Source organism: Rhizobium sp. BT04 (genome assembly GCF_030053135.1).
Lineage (GTDB): Bacteria > Pseudomonadota > Alphaproteobacteria > Rhizobiales > Rhizobiaceae > Rhizobium > Rhizobium binxianense.
The window spans coordinates 3767942-3786850 of the sequence record NZ_CP125652.1 but is presented as its reverse complement, the minus strand read 5'-3'; the positions used below and the strand labels follow the sequence as shown (position 1 = coordinate 3786850).

Here is an 18909-nt window from a genome sequence, read left to right as displayed (position 1 = left end):
TGCGCGATTTTTGCGGAATAAAGAGGAACGGAGAGGTCGCGGCATGTCCCTTCGGCCCGCAAGTGGGGGTCCGAAAGGACGGGTCGAGACCCGTGGCTCGACCCGGTCGTGGCGGCAGGCCGATGAGGGCAAAGCGGCGACCTCCTCAGCCGCCAATGTCCACAACCCGACCAAATAGAAACGGCCCCGGAAAGCCCGGGGCCGTTCGCATGAAGACGGGTCGGTCGACGATCAGGCGGCGCGATAGACCGGCGCCGAGGCTGCCTCGCCGTCGATCTTGAACTGCTGGATCAGCCGGCGGAGCGAATCGGCCTCGTCGGCCAGTTCGCGGCTGGCGGCGGTCGTTTCCTCCACCATGGCGGCGTTCTGCTGCGTCATCTGGTCCATCTGGTTGACGGTCGCGTTGACGCTCTGCAACGCGTTGGACTGGTCGTGGCTGGCGCGGGCGATCATCTCGACATGCTGGCTGATCGTGACGATCTGGGCGCTGATCCTGGCGAGCACCGTGCCGGTCTCCTGGACGAATTGCGAGCCGGAGCTGACCTCGTTGGTCGACTTGTTGATCAGGCCCTTGATCTCCTGCGCCGCGGCTGCGGAACGCTGAGCCAGTTCGCGGACTTCCATCGCCACCACCGCAAAGCCCTTGCCCGCCTCGCCGGCGCGCGCCGCCTCGATGCCGGCGTTGAGCGCCAGCAGGTTGGTCTGGAAGGCGATCTCGTCGATGACGCCGATGATCTGCTCGATCTGGCGCGAGGCATCCTCGATGCGGCCCATCGCGTCGATCGCATTGCTGACGACGACGGCGGAATCGTCGGCGCTGCGCTTGGCCTGGCGGACGATCTGGTCGGCATCCTTGGCGCGTTCGGCCGACGAACGGACCGTGACGGTGATCTCGTCGACGGCGGCGGCGGTCTCTTCGAGCGAGGCGGCCTGCTGCTCGGTGCGCTTGGACAGATCCTCGGCCGACTGGGCCATCTGGTTGCCGTTGCCCTGGATCAGTTCGACATTGTCGCGGATCTGGCTCATCGTCGCCTGCAGGCGCATCATCGAGCCGTTGAAATCCTGGCGCAGCTGTTCGAGGCGGCCGATGAAGGGCGTCTCGATCGTCGTCGAGATATCGCCCTGCGACATGCGTTCGAGGCCGGCGGCGAGCGCGTTGACGGCGAATTCGATCTGACGATCCATTTCGCGCTTTTCGGCGTCGTTGCGCTGGCGCTCGTGTTCGGCGGCGGCGCGCTCCTCGTCGCTCTGCTCCTCGATGCGGATCTTCGAGATGGCGTTTTCCTTGAAGATGCCGAGCGCGCGGGCCATGTCGCCGATTTCATCGTAGCGCTGCTCGCCGGAGATGCTGGTGTCCAGCGCCCCTTCGGCGATGCGGCGCATGGCGGCGGTGATGTGGCTGATCGGGCGCTGCAGTGTCAGCACCAAGGCGATACCGCCGAGGATCGACAGAAGGATGCCGAGACCGGTGGTCATGACCGAGATGCTGTTTGCCTGGGTGCGCTCGGTGCCGGCCGTCTGTTTCTGCAGCTCGGCGAAATCGGTCAGCTTCGTCCAGATCTGGTCGAGCTCCTGGCGGGCAGCGGCATAGGCGGTGACGCGCTCGCCGATCGTATCGACGATCTTCGAGCCGCCGCCGGAAATGGCGTCGAGCGCCGGCTGGATCGCGCCCGATATGCCCTCGGCAAAGCCCATGCCCTTGGCGCTGGTGGTCAGCACCTGCATGTCCTTGCCCAGCGTGCCGGCCTGCTGCTGCAGGCGCACGAGATTGTCCTTGCTCGAATTGGAGAGGAAATCGGAAAGGACGATCTGTAGCGCATAGACGGAATTTTCGAGGCGCCGCGTATCCTGAAGGACGGAGTTGGTCTGGGCGATGCGGCCCTCGAGCTCGGCGAAACGCTGTGTCGCCTCGCGCATCTTCTGCGTTGCCGTCAGCTGCGTATAGGTCGAGGTCTGGCGGAAGCGCGAAACGAGACGGCCGAGCTCGGCGATGTCCTCGTCGGTCGGAGCGGGCAGCTGGGCGATCGCCTTGATGCTGTCGATGGTGGCGGTCAGCGCGTCGATGACGTTCTTCTGGTTGGTCGGAACCGAAATGGCGATCTGCCGCTGGGCTTTGACGATCGCAGGCATCTGTTCGTTGATGAAGGCGATCTTGTCCTGCGGTGTCTGCGGTTTGCTGTAGCCGCTGGCGACGGTGCCGAGGAAATCGCCGCCCTTCAGCAGGCGGTCGGCGGTGCGCAGCGTGATGGTGGCGGCACCCTCGTCGTTCTGGAGCGCGGTCTGCAATTCCTCGGCCTGGTAGGAGACCGTGAAACGGGTGCTGATCAGGCTCTTCTGTGCGGCATCGATCTGCTCGTGCAGTGCCTGCTCCTGTTCATGCAGCGCCCAGAGCTTGTCGACGACGCCCGATATGTCCTTGGTGCGGCGCGATGCCTCGGCAAGGCTGTCGCGGCCGGCGGCCTCTTCGCCGACCTGGTTCAGCGTCTGGTCGAGCACGCCTTGCTGGGTCTTCAGTTCCGCGGTCAGCTTGTCGCGCGCCTCCGGGCTGGTGACGCGCAGGAAATCGTCCATCGAACCGTAGAGATCCTTGAAGCCGCTCAGCGACTGCAGCACGCTGTTGGATATTTCCATGCGGCCCTGCAGAAGTCCCGAAGCGTAAAGGCCCGTCAGGCCCACCGCCGAAATGGTGACGACGAAAGGCAGAACGAAGATCAGAACCTTGGTCTTGATCCTGAAGCGGGAAAGAATCTTGTCAATCAACATGGCGTTCCGGGCCTTTCATACACCACTCCTCCCGCAGGCGGCCACTTGGCGCCTGCCGGGTGCACATCGAGCTGCTTTTAAATTTCCATTGGGGAACCCGGAAGCCAGGCGGCAGTCATTGCCAGTTCATGTCCAAACAACTTGGAGATGCCCAAATAATCGCGGGCAATTGTGTCAGATTAGGTATTAATTTTCGGATAAGCGGTGATGGCAGGTTAAGCCAAGGCAGTGAAATAGTTGCAGATTGTAAGCCGCAACGCCGCAGTGCGGCGATCGGCATGCCGCAATGTTCTTTCCGGCTCTACGGACAGGATCAGATGAGGTGTGAGAGCAGCAGCGCGAGGCTGGCGGCGGTAGCGCCGGCGGCAAGCATCAGATAACGCAAGGTCACCATCCGGGCGTTCGGCTTTGCCTCGGCAATGGCGCGGGCGCGGGCGCGTCGTGTGTTTCCGGTCATGGTCGAAACCTCACTTCTGTCTGACACAACAATCCAACAAAACAGCTTGCCGGTAAAGCATTATCTAGGAACGACCTTGCAAACCGCCAATTGAGACAGGATGGCGCACCTCTCTTAACAAGTCTTGAATCGGCTTTTGTCTTTGTCTTATGCAAGTCGTTCTCCCAAAACCGCTGCGCACTTTTGGGCGACATGCATTAAGCCCATTCGCCCGCGGCAAAACCGGAGGCCCAGGCCCACTGGAAATTATAGCCGCCGAGCCAGCCGGTGACGTCGACGCATTCGCCGATGAAGTAAAGCCCGGGCACGGATTTTGCCTCCATGCTGCGGGAATCCAACGCTGCCGTGTCGATGCCGCCGAGCGTCACTTCGGCGGTACGGTAGCCTTCCGAGCCGGAAGGTTTGAGCGCAAAGTTCTGGGCGCCGGCGGCAAGGCGCAGCAACGCCTTGTCCGGCAGGTCGGCCATGTTGCCGGAGATTTTTTCGCGCTCGACGAGAAACTGCGCCAGCCGCTTCGGCAGGATGTCGCCAAGTGCAGTCTGCGGCGACTGGCGGCCATTGCGCTGCTTTGCCGTCTTCAGATGTGCTGATATGTCGATATCCGGTTCGATCGCCACGACGATCTCGTCGCCTTCGCGCCAGTAGGAGGAGATCTGCAGGATGGCGGGGCCGCTCAGCCCCCGATGGGTAAACAGCAGCGCTTCGCGGAAAGCCGTCTTGCCGTGGCGGATTTCGGCCGGGGCGGCGATGCCGGCGAGCGGCGCGATGCTTTCCAGCAGGCCGGGATCGAGGGTCAGCGGCACGAGGCCGGGGCGAGTTTCGAGCACGGCCAAGCCGAACTGTTCGGCAATGCGATAGGCAAAGCCGGTGGCGCCCATCTTCGGGATCGACTTGCCGCCGCTGGCGACGATCAGCGACGATGCTTCATAGGCGCCCTCGCCTGTGGAGATGCGGAAGCCTGCCTCGGTCCTTTCGACGCCCGATATCTCGGTGCCGAGATGCAGCGTAGCACCGGCCGCGCGCATCTCCTCCAGCAGCATGCGGATGATATCCTTGGCGCTGTCGTCGCAGAAAAGCTGGCCGAGCGTCTTTTCATGCCAGGCAATACCGTGGCGATCGACCATGGCGATGAAATCGGACGGCGTGAAACGGGCGAGCGCCGATTTGCAGAAATGCGGATTGGCGGAGAGGAAATTCTTCGGCCCCGCATGGATATTGGTGAAATTGCAGCGGCCGCCGCCTGAGATGCGGATCTTCTCGCCGGGCGCCCTTGCATGATCGAGGATCACGACTGAGCGGCCGCGTTTTCCGGCCCGGATAGCCGCCATCATGCCCGCCGCCCCGGCGCCGATGACGATGACGTCGCTTTTGCGCTGCAAACCCGTTTCCCCGATCAAGACAGCGTCTTCTTTTTCCATCGAAGGGCGAAAGTCAACGTTCTCAACCTCTCGCCAATTGGCAAAGTCCAGTTATGATGGCGCCACGATCAACCAAACCGGTGTGTCATGTCCCCAAAAAAGACAACGCTGAAGCCTGCCAGAAACGTACCCGCCTCGAAGAAGACTCCCCCGGACCCCGGATCCCTGCGCGGCGTTGCGAACTGGAAGGAAGCAGCGCGGTGGCTGAGGGACCGGGGCATCGAGGACATCGAATGCATCACGCCGGACCTTGCCGGCGTTCCGCGCGGCAAGATGATGCCGAGCTCGAAATTCACCTCGAACACCTCGCTGGCGCTGCCGTCGGCGATCTACCGGCACACGATTTCGGGCGAATATCCCGACGAGACCGAAAGCTTCCGCTACGAGCCGCGCGACAGCGACCTGAAGCTGATGCCGGATCTTTCGACGCTGTCGGTCGTGCCCTGGGAGACCGACCCGACGGCGCAGGTGATCTGCGACATCGTCGATTCGGACGGCGGCGAGGTGCCCTATACGCCGCGCAACGTGCTGAAGCGGATCCTGAGCCTCTATCACGAGCGCGGCTGGAAGCCGATCGTGGCGCCCGAGATCGAATTCTACCTGGTCGCCAAGAATGACGACCCCGATTATCCGCTACACCCGCCGAAAGGCCGGTCCGGCCGCTCTATCCTCGGCGGCCAGGGTTATTCGATCGCCGGCATCAACGAATTCGACGAGCTGATCGACGATGTCTATCATTTCTCGGAGAAGCAGGGGCTGGAGATCGACACGCTGATCCACGAAGAGGGACCGGCGCAGCTCGAAATCAACCTGCGCCACGGCAATCCGATCGAGCTTGCCGACCAGGTGTTCCTGTTCAAGCGCACGATCCGCGAGGCGGCGCTGAAACACGACATCTATGCGACCTTCATGGCCAAGCCGATGCAGGGCCAGCCGGGTTCGGCGATGCATATCCATCAGTCGGTGGTCAACATCGAGACGGGCAAGAACATCTTCTCCAATCCGGACGGATCGGCCTCGAAGGAATTCTTCCATTTCATCGGCGGCATGCAGAAATTCGTGCCGAGCGCGATGGCGATGCTGGCGCCCTACGTCAATTCCTACCGGCGCCTGCAGCCCGACATGTCCTGCCCGGTCAACAATGCCTGGGGCTACGACAACCGCACGACCGCCTTCCGCGTGCCGGTTTCCGATCCGCAGGCGCGGCGCGTGGAAAACCGGCTGCCGAGCTCGGACGCCAATCCCTATCTGGCGCTCGCCGCCTCGCTTGCCGCCGGCCTGCTCGGCATCATGAAAGAGATCGAGCCGACGGCGCCGACCGAAGATTCGGCCAATGAAGGCTCGATCGACCTGCCGCGCGGCCTCCTGGAAGCCGTGGCGCTGCTCGAGGACGAGCCCGCCTTCGAGGAGATTTTCGGCAAGCAGTTCATCGGCCTCTATGCCGGCGTCAAGCGCGGCGAGTTCGAAACCTTCATGCAGGTGATCAGCCCCTGGGAGCGGGAATTCCTTCTGCTCAACGTGTGAGGGAACCATCCATGGCATTGCAGGAGACGTGGCAGAGCCCGATCGCGCCCGGGCTATCCTGGTATCAGGCAACCGTCGGGGAGCGGCCGACCTATGCGGCTCTCGACGGCTCGACAACAGCAGACGTCGCCATCATCGGCGGCGGCTACACCGGCCTGCAGGCCGCCTATCATCTCGCCGAAGCGGGCGTTTCGGTGGTGCTGATCGAGGCCTGCCGCTTCGGCGACGGGGCGTCGGGGCGCAATGGCGGCCAGCTTGGCACCGGACAGCGCTGGTGGCCGGAAGAACTCGAGGAGAAGATCGGCTACGAACGCTCGAAGGCGTTGTTTGATCTTGCCGAGGCGGCCAAGCGCCATCTCATCGATTTCGCCCGCGAGCACCAGATCGAGATCGACTATGTGCCCGGCCAGCTCAACGTCGCGCACAAGGCGAGCTACAAACGCGACTATTATGAAAATGCCGCGATCGCCGCAGAGCGCTACGGCTATCCGCACATCAGCTTCATGGACGAGAAGGAAACGCAGGAGCGGCTCGGCTCGAAGCGTTTCCATTGCGGCGTGCGCGATGTCGGCACCGGCCACATCCATCCGCTGAAGCTGCTCATCGGGCTGGCCCGGGTCGCCGCCAATGCCGGCGCTGAAATCTTCGAGATGACCAGGGCAACGGCGATCCGCCAAAGCGGCGGCAAGGTGACGATCGAAACCGAAAGGGGTGTGATCACCGCCGAGCGCGCGCTGATCGCCTGCGACGCCTATATCGACGGCCTCGAACCGGTGACGGCAAGCCATATCATGCCGATCCGCTCCTTCATCGGCGCCACGGCGCCGCTCGACCGATACCCCGATGTGCTGCCGGGCGGCGAGGCGGTGGCCGATTCGCGCTTCGTCGTGCGCTACTTCCGCAAATTCGGCGACGGCCGCCTGCTGTTCGGCGGGCGCGAAGCCTATACGGCGGACAATCCGCGGGACATTTCCGAGCACATCCGCCGGCAGATCGCCGAGATCTATCCTGACCTGAAGAATATCGACATCACCCACGCCTGGGGCGGCAGCGTCGGCATCACCATGCCGCGCCAGCCTTTCGTACGCGAGGTCATGCCCGGCGTCATCTCGATCGGCGGTTATTCCGGCCATGGCGTCATGCTGTCAAACTACTGTGGCAAGCTCTACGCGGAAACGGTGCTTGGAAAATCCGGCGATCTCGACCTGTTCAAATCGCTCGATATTCCCGCCTTTCCCGGCGGAGCGCGCATGCGGGCGCCGCTGCTTTTTCTCGCCTTGTCGTGGTTTGCGCTTCGCGACAAGTTTTAGTCCGATTGCGGATTTCTTCTTCCGGGAATTCGCTCTAAAACCGGTGCCTGAGAGATTCATTGCACTGCACACTGGCTTTTTTAAATCGATTAGATTAAAAGGGCCGCCAACCAGCCTGATTGAGAGACAAGCTCATGAGCAGCCAGATTATTCCCGTTGAGCCTTTTGATTACGTCGTCTTCGGCGGCAGCGGCGACCTTGCCGAGCGCAAGTTGCTGCCGGCGCTTTATCATCGCCAGATCGAGGGCCAGTTTACGGAACCGACCCGTGTCATCGGCGCTTCGCGCAGCCCGCTTTCGCATGAGGAATATCGCAAATTCGCCAAGGACGCGCTCAAGGAGCACCTGAAAAAGGGCGAATATGACGAGGCGGAAGTCGAAAAGTTCTGTGCCCGTCTCTTCTACGTTTCCGTCGACGCCCGCACGGACGCCGGTTGGGATCATCTCAAGAAGCTGCTCGACGAGGGCAAGGACCGCGTTCGCTCTTTCTATCTCGCTGTCGCTCCGGGCATCTTCGGCGACATTTCGCAGAAAATCCACGACCACAAGCTGATCACCAAGTCGACCCGCATCGTCGTCGAGAAGCCGATCGGCCGCGACCTCGCCTCGGCGCTGCAGCTGAACGACACGATCGGCCGAGCCTTCAAGGAAGAGCAGATCTTCCGCATCGACCACTATCTCGGCAAGGAAACGGTGCAGAACCTGATGGCGCTGCGCTTCGCCAACGCACTCTATGAGCCGCTGTGGAACGCCAATTATATCGACCACGTGCAGATTACGGTCGCTGAATCGGTCGGCCTCGAAGGCCGCGCCGGTTATTACGATACGGCTGGCGCGCTGCGCGACATGGTGCAGAACCACATTCTGCAGCTGCTCTGCCTGACGGCGATGGAAGTGCCCTCGTCGATGGATTCGGAAGCTGTCCGCGACGAGAAGCTGAAGGTGCTGCGCGCACTGAAGCCGCTCAATGCCTCCAATGTCGAGCAGGCGACGGTGCGCGGCCAGTACCGCGCCGGCGCATCGGGCAGCGGCCCGGTCAAGGGTTATCTCGAAGAGCTCGAAGGCGGCGTCTCGAACACCGAAACCTTCGTCGCCATCAAGGCCGAGATCAATAACTGGCGCTGGGCGGGCGTTCCCTTCTACATCAGAACCGGCAAGCGCCTGACCGGGCGCATGTCCGAGATCGTCATCACCTTCAAGCCGATCCCGCATGCGATTTTCGACCAGGCGGCCGGGCGCATCGTCGCCAACCAGCTGATCATCCGGCTGCAGCCGGATGAAGGCGTCAAGCAGTCGCTGATGATCAAGGATCCGGGTCCGGGCGGTATGCGCCTGCGCAATGTCTCCCTCGACATGAGCTTCGCCCAAGCCTTCAACGTCCGCAATCCCGACGCCTACGAGCGTCTGCTGATGGATGTGATCCGCTCCAACCAGACCTTGTTCATGCGCCGCGACGAAGTGGAAGCCGCATGGAGATGGGTCGACCCGATCCTCAAGGGCTGGGAAGCGACCGGCCAGCAGGTACAGGGTTATACGGCCGGCACCTGGGGCCCGAGCCAGGCCATCGCGCTGATCGAGCGTGACGGCCGCACCTGGCATGACGATATCTAGGACGAAACCGATGGCATCGACCCTGCACTCCTTCGCCAGCCCCGCAGACCTCGCGGGCAGCCTTGCCGACAAAGTCGCGAGCACGCTTTCGGCGGCGATTGCCGCCCGCGGAACGGCGTCCATCGCCGTTTCCGGCGGCTCGACGCCGAAGGCCTTCTTCCAGGCGCTGTCGACGCGCGACATCGCCTGGGACAAGGTGACGATCACCCTTGTAGACGAACGTTTCGTGCCGGCCGACAATCCGCGCTCGAACCATCTGCTGGTCGATGCCAATCTGCTGCAGAACAAGGCAAAGGCGGCGCGCTTCCTGCCGCTCTATCAGGAGGCCGCCTCGGTGGAGGAGGCCGCTTCGCTTGCGACCGAGAAGACCAGGGCGATCAGTTCGCCCTTCGACATCGTCATCCTGGGCATGGGCGGCGACGGCCACACGGCCTCGTTCTTTCCCGGCGGCAGCAATCTTGCCAAGGCGCTCGATGCATCGACCCCACGCGGCATCATCACCATGGAAGCGGAAGGAGCCGGCGAGCCGCGCCTGACCTTCACCTTCTCCAGTCTTCAGGATGCCGCACTCCTGGTTCTTCATATTGAGGGCGAAGGCAAAAAAGACGTTCTCGCCAAGGCGGAAGGCAACGGAGACGAGGCAGAAATGCCGATCCGCGCCGTTCTGCGCCGGGCCACTTCCCCGGTCGAGATCTACTGGGCTCCCTGATCGGCCGTCCATTCGGACCGAGATTCAGGCCAGAGCCGCCGAAACAGATACGACAACGAACAAGGCAGGGATCTTCCATGTCCGCTCACGCACGCATTTCTGCGATCACCGATCGCATTGTCGAACGCTCGAAACCATCTCGCGAGCGCTACCTGGAACGCCTGCGCGCCGCCGCGTCCAAGGGTGTCGCCCGTTCGGTGCTCGGCTGCGCCAACCTTGCCCACGGCTTCGCGGTCTGTTCCCCCGCCGAGAAGGATGCGCTCGCCGGTGACCGCATCGCCAATCTCGGCATCATCACCGCCTATAACGACATGCTCTCGGCCCACCAGCCGTTCGAGACCTATCCGGCGATCATCCGCGAAGCGGCCGCAGAAGCAGGCGGCGTGGCGCAGGTGGCCGGCGGCGTGCCGGCCATGTGCGACGGCGTCACCCAGGGACAGCCGGGCATGGAGCTCTCGCTGTTCTCACGCGACCTGATCGCCATGTCGGCGGGCGTCGGCCTGTCGCACAACATGTTCGATGCCGCCCTCTTCCTCGGCGTCTGCGACAAGATCGTGCCGGGCCTGGTCATCGCGGCCCTGTCCTTCGGGCACCTGCCGTCGATCTTCGTTCCCGCCGGTCCGATGACGACAGGCCTGCCGAACGACGAAAAGTCGCGCGTGCGCCAGCTCTTTGCCGAGGGCAAGGTCGGCCGTGCCGAGCTGCTGGAGGCGGAATCGAAATCCTATCACGGCCCCGGCACCTGCACCTTCTACGGCACCGCCAATTCCAACCAGATGCTGATGGAGATCATGGGCTTCCATATGCCCGGCTCCTCCTTCATCAACCCCGGCACGCCGCTGCGCGAAGCGCTGACGCGCGAAGCCGCCAAGCGGGCGTTGGCGATCACCGCGCTCGGCAACGAATTCACCCCGGCGGGCGAGATGATCGACGAGCGCTCGGTCGTCAACGGTGTCGTCGGCCTGCATGCGACCGGCGGCTCGACCAACCATACGCTGCACCTGGTCGCCATGGCGCGGGCGGCCGGCATCCATCTCACCTGGCAGGACATTGCCGAGCTTTCGGAAGTGGTGCCGCTGCTTGCCCGCGTCTACCCGAACGGGCTTGCCGACGTGAACCATTTCCAGGCGGCCGGCGGCATGGGCTTCCTGATCAAGGAACTCCTGAAGCACGGCCTGGTGCATGACGATGTGCGCACCGTCTTCGGCCAGGGTCTCCAAGCCTATACGGTCGATGCCCGCCTCGGCGAAAACGGCGGCGTTCTGCGCGAGCCGTCGCCGGATAAGAGCCACGATCCGAAGGTGCTTTCCAGCATCGAAACGCCGTTCCAGGCGAATGGCGGGCTGAAGATGCTGCGCGGCAATCTCGGCAAGGCGGTTATCAAGATCTCGGCCGTCAAGCCGGAACGTCACATCATCGAGGCGCCGGCGATCATCTTCCACAGCCAGCAGGAACTGCAGGACGCGTTCAAGGAAGGCAAGCTCAACCGCGATTTCATCGCCGTCGTGCGCTTCCAGGGCCCGAAGGCGAACGGCATGCCGGAGCTGCACAAGCTGACGCCGCCGCTCGGTGTGCTGCAGGACCGCGGCTTCCGCGTGGCGCTGCTGACCGACGGGCGCATGTCCGGCGCATCCGGCAAGGTGCCGGCCGCGATCCACGTCACCCCGGAAGCGGTCGACGGCGGCCCGATCGCCCGCATCCGCGACGGCGATATCATTCGCCTCGATGCGATCAAGGGCACGCTCGAACTGCTCGTCGATGCGGCAGACTTGGCCGAGCGCGAGCCGGTGACCGTCGATCTCTCCGACAATGAATTCGGCATGGGCCGCGAGCTCTTCGCACCGTTCCGCCGCGCCGTCGGCGCTTCGGATCAGGGCGCCAGCGTGCTCTTCCACTGAGCACAGTCGCTCAGGGCGAACAAAAAACCGCGTGGCGCGCGAAGCACCCCGCGGTTTTTTCATTTCGTCGGTCCGGTGCTATCCGTCAGGCGCGGATATCGAGCACGTAGTCGCGATGCGCCGGGTGGGTGCTGTAGACGAAGATCTTGTTCAGCTCCTTCTGCGTCAGCAGGCGCAGGAAGCGGACTTCGATCGTGTTGTTGGCGTTGACCTTCATCAACAGGCAGCCGACCTTAGTGATCCGGGCATCCGGAATATCCAGATAGAACTGCTTCGGCAGGTTGAACTGGGTCAGGATCGCAAGTGTTGCGCTACTCATCGAGATCCGGATGATATCGCAGCGGCGCGAAGCCGCGTGCATGACGCCCTTTTCCGTATATTCGATGCGCGCGGCATTCATTGTGTCCTCCATCTTGAACCGCGCCTCGCGGTCGTACATGAAGGATTCTTCCTTGCTCAGGAAATGAGATTTTGGCTGTGACGGATTGGAAGCGGCCACGTGCTTATCCCCCTCATAAATTGACTGGGAAAAGGTAGCAGCCGATCTTTAACAGAAAGTGAGAATTCGGCCCGTCCCGGACAATTCTTGGGATGATCCCCCCAAAAATGGCCGCTTCATTTCCGGTAGGTGTGACCGGTTGCATCAAAGAGATGCAACTTCTGCCTGTCGGCGGCAAAGCGCATCCTCTGGCCCTTCTTCACATCGTAGATGCCGGGCAGCTTGACGACGATCGGTTCGCCGGGCACCAGGCCTTCGATATAGAGCAGCGTCACTTCGCCGAGCGCTTCGACGATCGACACTTCACCTTCGAAAAGGTAGTCAGCGCCATCGGCAACCCGGAGATCCTCCGGACGAACGCCGAAGCTTGCCTGCTTGCCGGTTTCGGCCGCGTCGGTCGCCACATCGAGCGTCACCGACATGCCGCCGGTCAGCGTCACCGTCGTCTGGCTTCCGGTGCCGGCCACCGTCGCCGGGATGATGTTCATGGCCGGCGAGCCGATAAATTTCGCAACGAAGAGGTTGGCCGGGCGCTCGTAGAGCTCCAGCGGCGCGCCGACCTGCTCGATATTGCCGGCGGAGAGAACGACGATGCGGTCGGCCAGCGTCATCGCCTCGACCTGGTCGTGGGTGACGTAGATCATCGTCGTATCGGCCATCTGTTCGTTCAGGCGGGCGATCTCGATGCGGGTGGCGACGCGCAGCGCGGCATCGAGGTTGGACAGCGGCTCGTCGAACAGGAAGACCTTCGGATCGCGGCAGATGGCGCGGCCGATCGCCACGCGCTGGCGCTGGCCGCCGGAAAGGGCTTTCGGCAGGCGGTCGAGATATTTGGTCAGCTGCAGGCTCTCGGCCGCGGCCCGCACGCGGCGGTCGATTTCCTGCTTGCTTTCACCGGCAATCTTCATGCCGAAGGCCATGTTGTCGAAGACGGTCATGTGCGGGTAGAGCGCATAGGACTGGAAGACCATGGCGATGCCGCGCTTGGAGGGCGGCACGTCATTGACGAGATGGCCGTCAATATACATTTCACCGCCGGTGATCGCCTCGAGGCCGGCGATCATGCGCAGAAGCGTGGACTTGCCGCAGCCCGACGGACCGACGAAGACGATAAACTCGCCTTGCTTGATATCGAGGTCGATCCCGTGGAGAACGTCCACGGAACCGTAGGATTTGCGGATATCCTTCAGCGTCAGTCCAGTCATGTCTCTCTCCCCTCCTGATCCTTAAGCGAGACGGGCGAAATACGCCCCCCAGGCCGGAATATCGATCTTGTCGCCATAGTTGTTGCTGATAAAGCCATGCCCCGTCAACGCCTGCCATTCTCCCGCAGGCAGGGTGACGCCGGTTTCGGCCGGGCTCATGTTGAAGATGCAGAGCAGCTTCTCATTGCCGTATTCCCGGGTGAAGACCAGCGTATCGCCCTCAGTCTCCTCGAATTCGATTTCGCCCTTGGCAAAAGCCGGGTGCAGCTTACGGAAGGCGATGAAGCGGCGATAGTGCTCCAGCACCGAAGCCTCGTCGCCCTGCTGGACGCTGACGGCGCGCAGGATATGCTCGACCGGCACCGGCAGCCAGGGCTTGACTGTGGAGAAACCGCCCTGGGCGACCTGGCTGTCCCAGACCATCGGGGTGCGGCAGCCGTCGCGGCCCTTGAATTCCGGCCAGAACTGGATGCCATAGGGATCCTGCAGATCCTGATAGGCGAGATCGGCCTCCGTCAGCGCCAGTTCCTCACCCTGATAAAGGCAGACGGAGCCGCGCAGCGTCATCAGCAGCGAGGCATAGAGCTTGGCGAAGGCGTCGTGATCGGCGACCAAAGCGCCCCAGCGGCTGACATGGCGCATGACGTCGTGGTTGGAGAAGGCCCAGCAGGCCCAGCCATCGGGTGCAGCGGCTTCGAAATCCTCCATCACCTCCTCGACGCGCTCCGGCGTCAGGGGATCGGGCGCCAGGAACTCGAAGGCATAACACATATGCATCTTGTCGTTGCCGGAGGTGTATTCGCCGACGATTTCGAGGCCGCGCTGGCTGTCGCCGACTTCGCCGACGGCGGCGATTGCCGGGAACTCCTCGAGAACGGCACGGAAGCGCTTCAGGAAGGCAAGATTCTCCGGCCGGTTCTTGTCGTAGACATGCTCCTGGAAATTATAGGGATTGACCGCGGGCGCCGTCGAGGCGTTGCGCCGTTCGGGCGCGAGCGCCGGATTGTCGCGCAGAAGCGGATCGTGGAAATAGAAGTTGATGGTGTCGAGGCGGAAGCCGTCGACGCCGCGGTTCAGCCAGAAGCGCACGACATCGAGCAGACGGTCCTGCACCTCAGGATTATGCAGATTCATATCCGGCTGCGAGGTCAGGAAGTTGTGCAGGTAATATTGCATGCGCGTCGGATCCCACGCCCATGCCGAGCCGCCGAAGATCGACAGCCAGTTGTTCGGCGGGGTGCCGTCCGGCTTGGCGTCGGCCCAGACATACCAGTCGGCCTTGGCGTTGGTCTTGCTGGAGCGGCTCTGGACGAACCAGGGATGCTGATCCGAGCTGTGGGAGATGACGAGGTCGATCATCACCCGGATGCCGAGGCGATGAGCCTCGGCGATCATCGTATCGAAATCCACCAGCGTGCCGAAGATCGAATCGACATTCTCGTAGTCGGAAACGTCGTAACCGAAATCGCGCATCGGCGAGGTGAAGAAGGGCGAGATCCAGATCGCATCGACGCCGAGGCTTGCCACATGCGGCAGGCGGGCGGTGATGCCCTTCAGGTCGCCGATGCCGTCACCGTTCGAATCCTGGTAGGAGCGCGGGTAGATCTGATAGATCACCGCACCGCGCCACCAGTCCTTGTCGGGGGTCGAGATCGATTGAGAAGCCACGTTCATGGAATATCCTGTTTGAAGTCACGGTCGGGAATGGTCAGCCTCCCTTGACCGAACCCGCCAGCAGACCGCGCACCAAGTAACGCTGCAGCCCGAAGAAGACGAGCAGCGGCACGATGATGGTGACGAAGGCCGACGCCGTCAAAATCTCCCAATTGCCGCCGCGCGAGCCGAGCAGCGCGTTCAGGCTGCCGGTCAGCACGAGGTGGTCCTTGTCGGTGCCGAGGAAGACCATGGCGACGAGCAGGTCGTTCCACACCCACAGGAACTGGAAGATGGCGAAGGAGGCGAGTGCCGGGAAGGACAGAGGCAAAACGATGCGGACGAAGATCTCGAAATCGCTTGCGCCATCGACGCGGGCGGATTCGATGATCTCCTTCGGCAGGCCGGCGATATAGGCCCGCAAGAGATAAATGGCGAGCGGCATGCCGAAGGCGGTATGGGCCAGCCAGATGCCGGGATAGGTCTTCGACGGCTGGCCGAGCATGTTGCCGATTTCGTTATAGAGACGCAGCAGCGGGATCAGCGACATCTGCAGCGGCACGACGATGAGGCCGACGACGAGCGCAATCAAAAGCGCCCGGCCGGGAAATTCCATCCAGCTCAAGGCATAGGCGGCGAAAGCGGCAATCAGGATCGGGATGATCGTCGCCGGGATCGTCACGGTTAGCGAGTTGATGAAGGACTGGCCAATGCCCTCGCCGGTCAGAACAGTCTTGTAGTTCTGCATCGTGAATTCCGGCGGTGCCGAGACGGATGCATAGATGCGCTTCGGGCGTTCGTCGGGCGAGAAGGCCGCGTTCTTCACATAGCGATAACTGCCGTCGCTGTTGATCTGCAGGGTTTCACCGTCGCCGAGATCGGCGGTCTCACCGGCCTTGAAGGCGGCCGGCTGCTGTATGCGGTTGCCGAAGGCCTTGACCGCGCGGCCAGTCTGTCCTTCCAGCACATTGCCCGAGATGACGTAGGTGGCACCCTCCTGCTTTTGCTGGTCGGGTGTACCGAGGCGGACCGCGGCCGTCTGCGTCGAACCGACGAAGGCCGTCCACCAGCCGGAGACGACGATCTGGTCCTTGTCGCGCAGCGCGCTGACGAAGATGCCGAGCGTCGGGATCAGCCAGACGATGACGATCAGCAGAACGGCGGCGTGAACGAAGAGACGGGCGGGGCCGATCTTGAAGTAGCTTCCGGCAGCAGTCATCTCAGTGCCCCTTCAGTTCGCGGTTGGCGCGGCGCACGTTCCAGACCATGATCGGCGTGACGGCGAGCATGATGATGATGGCGATGACGGCACTTCGGCCGGAATCGCCGCCGCCGCGGAACATCCAGTCGAACATCAGGTTCGCCAGCACCATCGTCTGCCACTGGCCGTTGGTCATGGTCAGCACGATATCGAAGACCTTGAGGACGAGGATGGTGATCGTCGTCCAGACGACGGCGATCGAGCCCCAGACCTGCGGCACCATGATGCGCCAGAAGATCTGCCAGCCATTGGCGCCGTCGATGACGGCGGCTTCGATCGTTTCCTCGGGAATGCCGCGAAGGGCGGCAGACAGGATGACCATGGCAAAACCGGTCTGGATCCAGATCAGGATGACCATCAGGAAGAAGTTGTTCCAGAATGGAATGGAGATCCACACCTCGGGCGTGCCGCCAAACGTCTGGACAATGGCGTTCAGCAGGCCGATCTGGACGTCATTGCCGCCGCGATATTCATAGATGAATTTCCAGATGACCGAGGCGCCGACGAAGGAGATCGCCATCGGCATGAAGACGATGCTTTTGGCGATATTGCCCCACCAAATGCGATCGGTCATCACCGCGATGACGAGGCCGAAGAAGGTGCAGGCGGCCGGCACGACGGCGAGCCAGAGGATGTTGTTGAAGATCGACTGGCGGAATTCGCGGTCGTTCAAGGCCCACAGGTAGTTCGTCGCGCCGACGAACTGATTGCCCGACCGATCGTAGAAGGACAGGATGAAGGTCGCAACGACGGGATAGACGAGATAGACGATGAGCAGGAAGAGCGCCGGGCCGATGAACAACCACGGCCGGATCAGCGCGCGACGGTTGAGATTGCGCGATGCGGCGCGGATGTCGCCATCCTTCACCGGCAGAGCCAGATCCAGGATCTTGTTCGAAAAATAGAAATAGGCCGAGCACGCGATAACGGCCCCGACCACGACGCCCAAAGCGGACACAATCTGCAACAGCATTTCGTCCCTCCCCTGCTTCCCCTGATCTTATCCCGACCGGTCTTTATGCTGACGGGTCAGCGCCGGTCATCGTCAATCTATTCGCATTGCCCCATCACAATACAGCCTGCGATGGCCGGGCTCTTTGCGAGCCCGGCCAGTCATGCAAGCCGTGCCGCCGGCAAGCCGGCGGCAGCATTTTGAAGATTACTTGATGCCGTCCCAGGCGCTCTGGATTTCGCCTGCAGCCTCTTCGGCCGACTTGCCGCCGACGAAATCGACCATGCCCGTCCAGAAGGCGCCGGCGCCGATCTTGCCCGGCATCAGGTCGGAACCGTCGAAGCGGAAGGTGGTGGCCGAGGTCAGGATCTCGCCTTCCTTCTTCATCTGCGGGTTGGCATAGGCTTCGGTGCTGACACCCTTATACGGGGTCAGGAAGCTCGACTGCGCCATCCAGACCTCGTGGGCGATCGGGGTCTTCAGGAAGTCGATGAAGGCGCGGGCTGTCTTCGAGTCCTTGGCGATCGAGACGAGCGTGCCGGCGCCGAGAACCGGCTTGCCGAGCTCGGGATGCGACGCATAGGTCGGCATGTAGAAGAAGTCGGCATCCTGGCCGAGCTTCGTGCCCTCAGGGAAGAAGGACGGGATGAACGAGGCCTGGTGGTGCATGTAGCACTTCGGCGGAACCGCGAACAGACCCTTCGGGCTGTCGCGGAAGTCGGTCGAGGCCACGGCCGCGACGCCGCCATCGACGTATTTCGCGTTCTTGGCGAACTTGCCGAATTCGTCGATCGCGGCAACGACGGCCGGATCGGTGAATTTCAGCTCGTTGGTCGTCCACTTGTCATAGGCTTCCGGCGGCTGCATGCGCAGCATGAGGTCTTCGACCCAGTCGGTCGCCGGCCAGCCGGTGGCGCCGCCGGAACCGAGACCGATGCACCAGGGAACGCCGCCGTCCTTGACGATCTGGTCGGTCAGGGCATGCAGTTCTTCCATGGTCGTCGGGATCTTGTAGCCGGCTTCCTCGAAGTTCTCCGGAACATACCAGACCAGCGATTTCACGTCGGCCTTGTAGGGGAAGGCGTAGAAGGCTTCCTTGCCGTCCTTGCCCTTGTAGGTGCCGTACCCGACCCAGCTGTCGCCGGCGCCGTAATTGTCCTTGATCCACTTGGAGTTGTCATCGCCGAGCGGCGTCAGGAAGCCCTTGCTGGCGAGATCGGCGAGCAGGCCCGGCTGCGGCAGAACGGCAATGTTCGGCGGCGAGCCTGCCTGCGTATCGATGACGATCTGCTGTTCGTAGTTTTCGGAAGAGGAATATTTGACATCGATGCCGGTGGCTTCGGTGAAATAGGCAAGAACGCTCTGGAAGAACGCCTCGTCCTCGCCGCGCCACGGCCCGAAGATCGTCAGCGGCTGGCCCTTCAGATCGGCGTGGGCAGCCTTGAATTCGTCATAGCTCTTCCAGTTGAACTTGGCATCCTGTCCGGGGGCAAATTTCAAATCGGCCGCGGACGCAGCGCCGGCAAAAAGCGCTGCCGCGGCAACGCCCATCAAAAATGACTTTTTCATGTGATCATCCTCCCATCACAATCCCAACCGCGCCGAATTCCCTTAAAAAGAAATTTCAAAGCGCTTTGACACCCAACTCAT

The 18909-nt window shown here is 62.4% G+C and carries 14 protein-coding genes; 5 read left to right on the top strand and 9 right to left on the bottom strand.

What is annotated here, in order from left to right:
• Nucleotides 1-231: 231 nt before the first annotated feature.
• From QMO82_RS26725 to QMO82_RS26715, 3 genes are all read right to left on the bottom strand, one after another.
• Complete coding sequence (locus QMO82_RS26725; RefSeq protein WP_183605733.1) at nt 232-2763, bottom strand: HAMP domain-containing methyl-accepting chemotaxis protein; 2532 nt, start codon at nt 2761-2763, stop codon at nt 232-234.
• Between the two features lie 313 nt (nt 2764-3076).
• A complete protein-coding gene (locus QMO82_RS26720) occupies nt 3077-3220 on the bottom strand; it encodes a hypothetical protein (protein ID WP_183605732.1) in 144 nt (47 codons plus the stop codon).
• A gap of 197 nt (nt 3221-3417) precedes the next feature.
• Nucleotides 3418-4638, bottom strand: coding sequence for an NAD(P)/FAD-dependent oxidoreductase (locus QMO82_RS26715; RefSeq protein ID WP_183605731.1), 1221 nt, complete (start codon nt 4636-4638; stop codon nt 3418-3420).
• A gap of 87 nt (nt 4639-4725) precedes the next feature.
• Between QMO82_RS26715 and QMO82_RS26710 the strand changes: the two genes are divergently transcribed.
• From QMO82_RS26710 to edd, 5 genes are all read left to right on the top strand, one after another.
• Nucleotides 4726-6162, top strand: a complete 1437-nt coding sequence (locus QMO82_RS26710) for a glutamine synthetase family protein (protein ID WP_183605730.1) — start codon at nt 4726-4728, stop codon at nt 6160-6162.
• 11 nt (nt 6163-6173) lie between these two features.
• Complete coding sequence (locus QMO82_RS26705; protein WP_183605729.1) at nt 6174-7472, top strand: FAD-binding oxidoreductase; 1299 nt, start codon at nt 6174-6176, stop codon at nt 7470-7472.
• A gap of 134 nt (nt 7473-7606) precedes the next feature.
• The gene (gene zwf / locus QMO82_RS26700) at nt 7607-9082 is read left to right on the top strand and encodes a glucose-6-phosphate dehydrogenase (RefSeq protein WP_272782962.1); all 1476 of its coding nucleotides are present in this window, start codon (nt 7607-7609) and stop codon (nt 9080-9082) included.
• Between the two features lie 10 nt (nt 9083-9092).
• Entirely contained in the window at nt 9093-9791 is a 699-nt protein-coding gene (gene pgl, locus QMO82_RS26695; protein WP_183605727.1) for a 6-phosphogluconolactonase, read from the top strand.
• Between the two features lie 77 nt (nt 9792-9868).
• The gene (edd, locus tag QMO82_RS26690; protein ID WP_183605726.1) at nt 9869-11689 is read left to right on the top strand and encodes a phosphogluconate dehydratase; all 1821 of its coding nucleotides are present in this window, start codon (nt 9869-9871) and stop codon (nt 11687-11689) included.
• Between the two features lie 85 nt (nt 11690-11774).
• Here the strand turns inward: edd and QMO82_RS26685 are convergent, their stop codons facing one another.
• The 6 genes from QMO82_RS26685 to QMO82_RS26660 form a co-directional block, all read right to left on the bottom strand.
• A complete protein-coding gene (locus QMO82_RS26685) occupies nt 11775-12128 on the bottom strand; it encodes a hypothetical protein (RefSeq protein WP_049813631.1) in 354 nt (117 codons plus the stop codon).
• A gap of 176 nt (nt 12129-12304) precedes the next feature.
• Nucleotides 12305-13393, bottom strand: coding sequence for an ABC transporter ATP-binding protein (locus QMO82_RS26680; RefSeq protein ID WP_183605725.1), 1089 nt, complete (start codon nt 13391-13393; stop codon nt 12305-12307).
• Between the two features lie 21 nt (nt 13394-13414).
• The gene (locus tag QMO82_RS26675; RefSeq protein WP_183605724.1) at nt 13415-15067 is read right to left on the bottom strand and encodes an alpha-glucosidase; all 1653 of its coding nucleotides are present in this window, start codon (nt 15065-15067) and stop codon (nt 13415-13417) included.
• Nucleotides 15068-15101: 34 nt separating this feature from the next.
• Entirely contained in the window at nt 15102-16265 is a 1164-nt protein-coding gene (locus QMO82_RS26670; protein ID WP_183605723.1) for a carbohydrate ABC transporter permease, read from the bottom strand.
• Between the two features lies 1 nt (nt 16266).
• Nucleotides 16267-17280 (bottom strand): carbohydrate ABC transporter permease, encoded by a 1014-nt coding sequence (locus tag QMO82_RS26665; protein ID WP_183605722.1) that lies wholly within the window; start codon nt 17278-17280, stop codon nt 16267-16269.
• 186 nt (nt 17281-17466) lie between these two features.
• Entirely contained in the window at nt 17467-18828 is a 1362-nt protein-coding gene (locus tag QMO82_RS26660; protein WP_183605721.1) for an ABC transporter substrate-binding protein, read from the bottom strand.
• Between the last annotated feature and the right edge of the window lie 81 nt (nt 18829-18909).

Excerpts from the sequence above, each read along its gene's own strand:
- pgl (WP_183605727.1), top strand. The coding sequence starts at position 9,093 with ATGGCATCGACCCTGCACTCCTTCGCCAGCCCCGCAGACCTCGCGGGC.
- QMO82_RS26675 (WP_183605724.1), bottom strand. The coding sequence starts at position 15,067 with ATGAACGTGGCTTCTCAATCGATCTCGACCCCCGACAAGGACTGGTGG.
- QMO82_RS26685 (WP_049813631.1), bottom strand. The coding sequence starts at position 12,128 with ATGTACGACCGCGAGGCGCGGTTCAAGATGGAGGACACAATGAATGCC.
- QMO82_RS26660 (WP_183605721.1), bottom strand. The coding sequence starts at position 18,828 with ATGAAAAAGTCATTTTTGATGGGCGTTGCCGCGGCAGCGCTTTTTGCC.
- QMO82_RS26670 (WP_183605723.1), bottom strand. The coding sequence starts at position 16,265 with ATGACTGCTGCCGGAAGCTACTTCAAGATCGGCCCCGCCCGTCTCTTC.
- QMO82_RS26710 (WP_183605730.1), top strand. The coding sequence starts at position 4,726 with ATGTCCCCAAAAAAGACAACGCTGAAGCCTGCCAGAAACGTACCCGCC.
- QMO82_RS26725 (WP_183605733.1), bottom strand. The coding sequence starts at position 2,763 with ATGTTGATTGACAAGATTCTTTCCCGCTTCAGGATCAAGACCAAGGTT.
- zwf (WP_272782962.1), top strand. The coding sequence starts at position 7,607 with ATGAGCAGCCAGATTATTCCCGTTGAGCCTTTTGATTACGTCGTCTTC.
- QMO82_RS26720 (WP_183605732.1), bottom strand. The coding sequence starts at position 3,220 with ATGACCGGAAACACACGACGCGCCCGCGCCCGCGCCATTGCCGAGGCA.
- QMO82_RS26665 (WP_183605722.1), bottom strand. The coding sequence starts at position 17,280 with ATGCTGTTGCAGATTGTGTCCGCTTTGGGCGTCGTGGTCGGGGCCGTT.
- edd (WP_183605726.1), top strand. The coding sequence starts at position 9,869 with ATGTCCGCTCACGCACGCATTTCTGCGATCACCGATCGCATTGTCGAA.
- QMO82_RS26715 (WP_183605731.1), bottom strand. The coding sequence starts at position 4,638 with ATGGAAAAAGAAGACGCTGTCTTGATCGGGGAAACGGGTTTGCAGCGC.
- QMO82_RS26705 (WP_183605729.1), top strand. The coding sequence starts at position 6,174 with ATGGCATTGCAGGAGACGTGGCAGAGCCCGATCGCGCCCGGGCTATCC.
- QMO82_RS26680 (WP_183605725.1), bottom strand. The coding sequence starts at position 13,393 with ATGACTGGACTGACGCTGAAGGATATCCGCAAATCCTACGGTTCCGTG.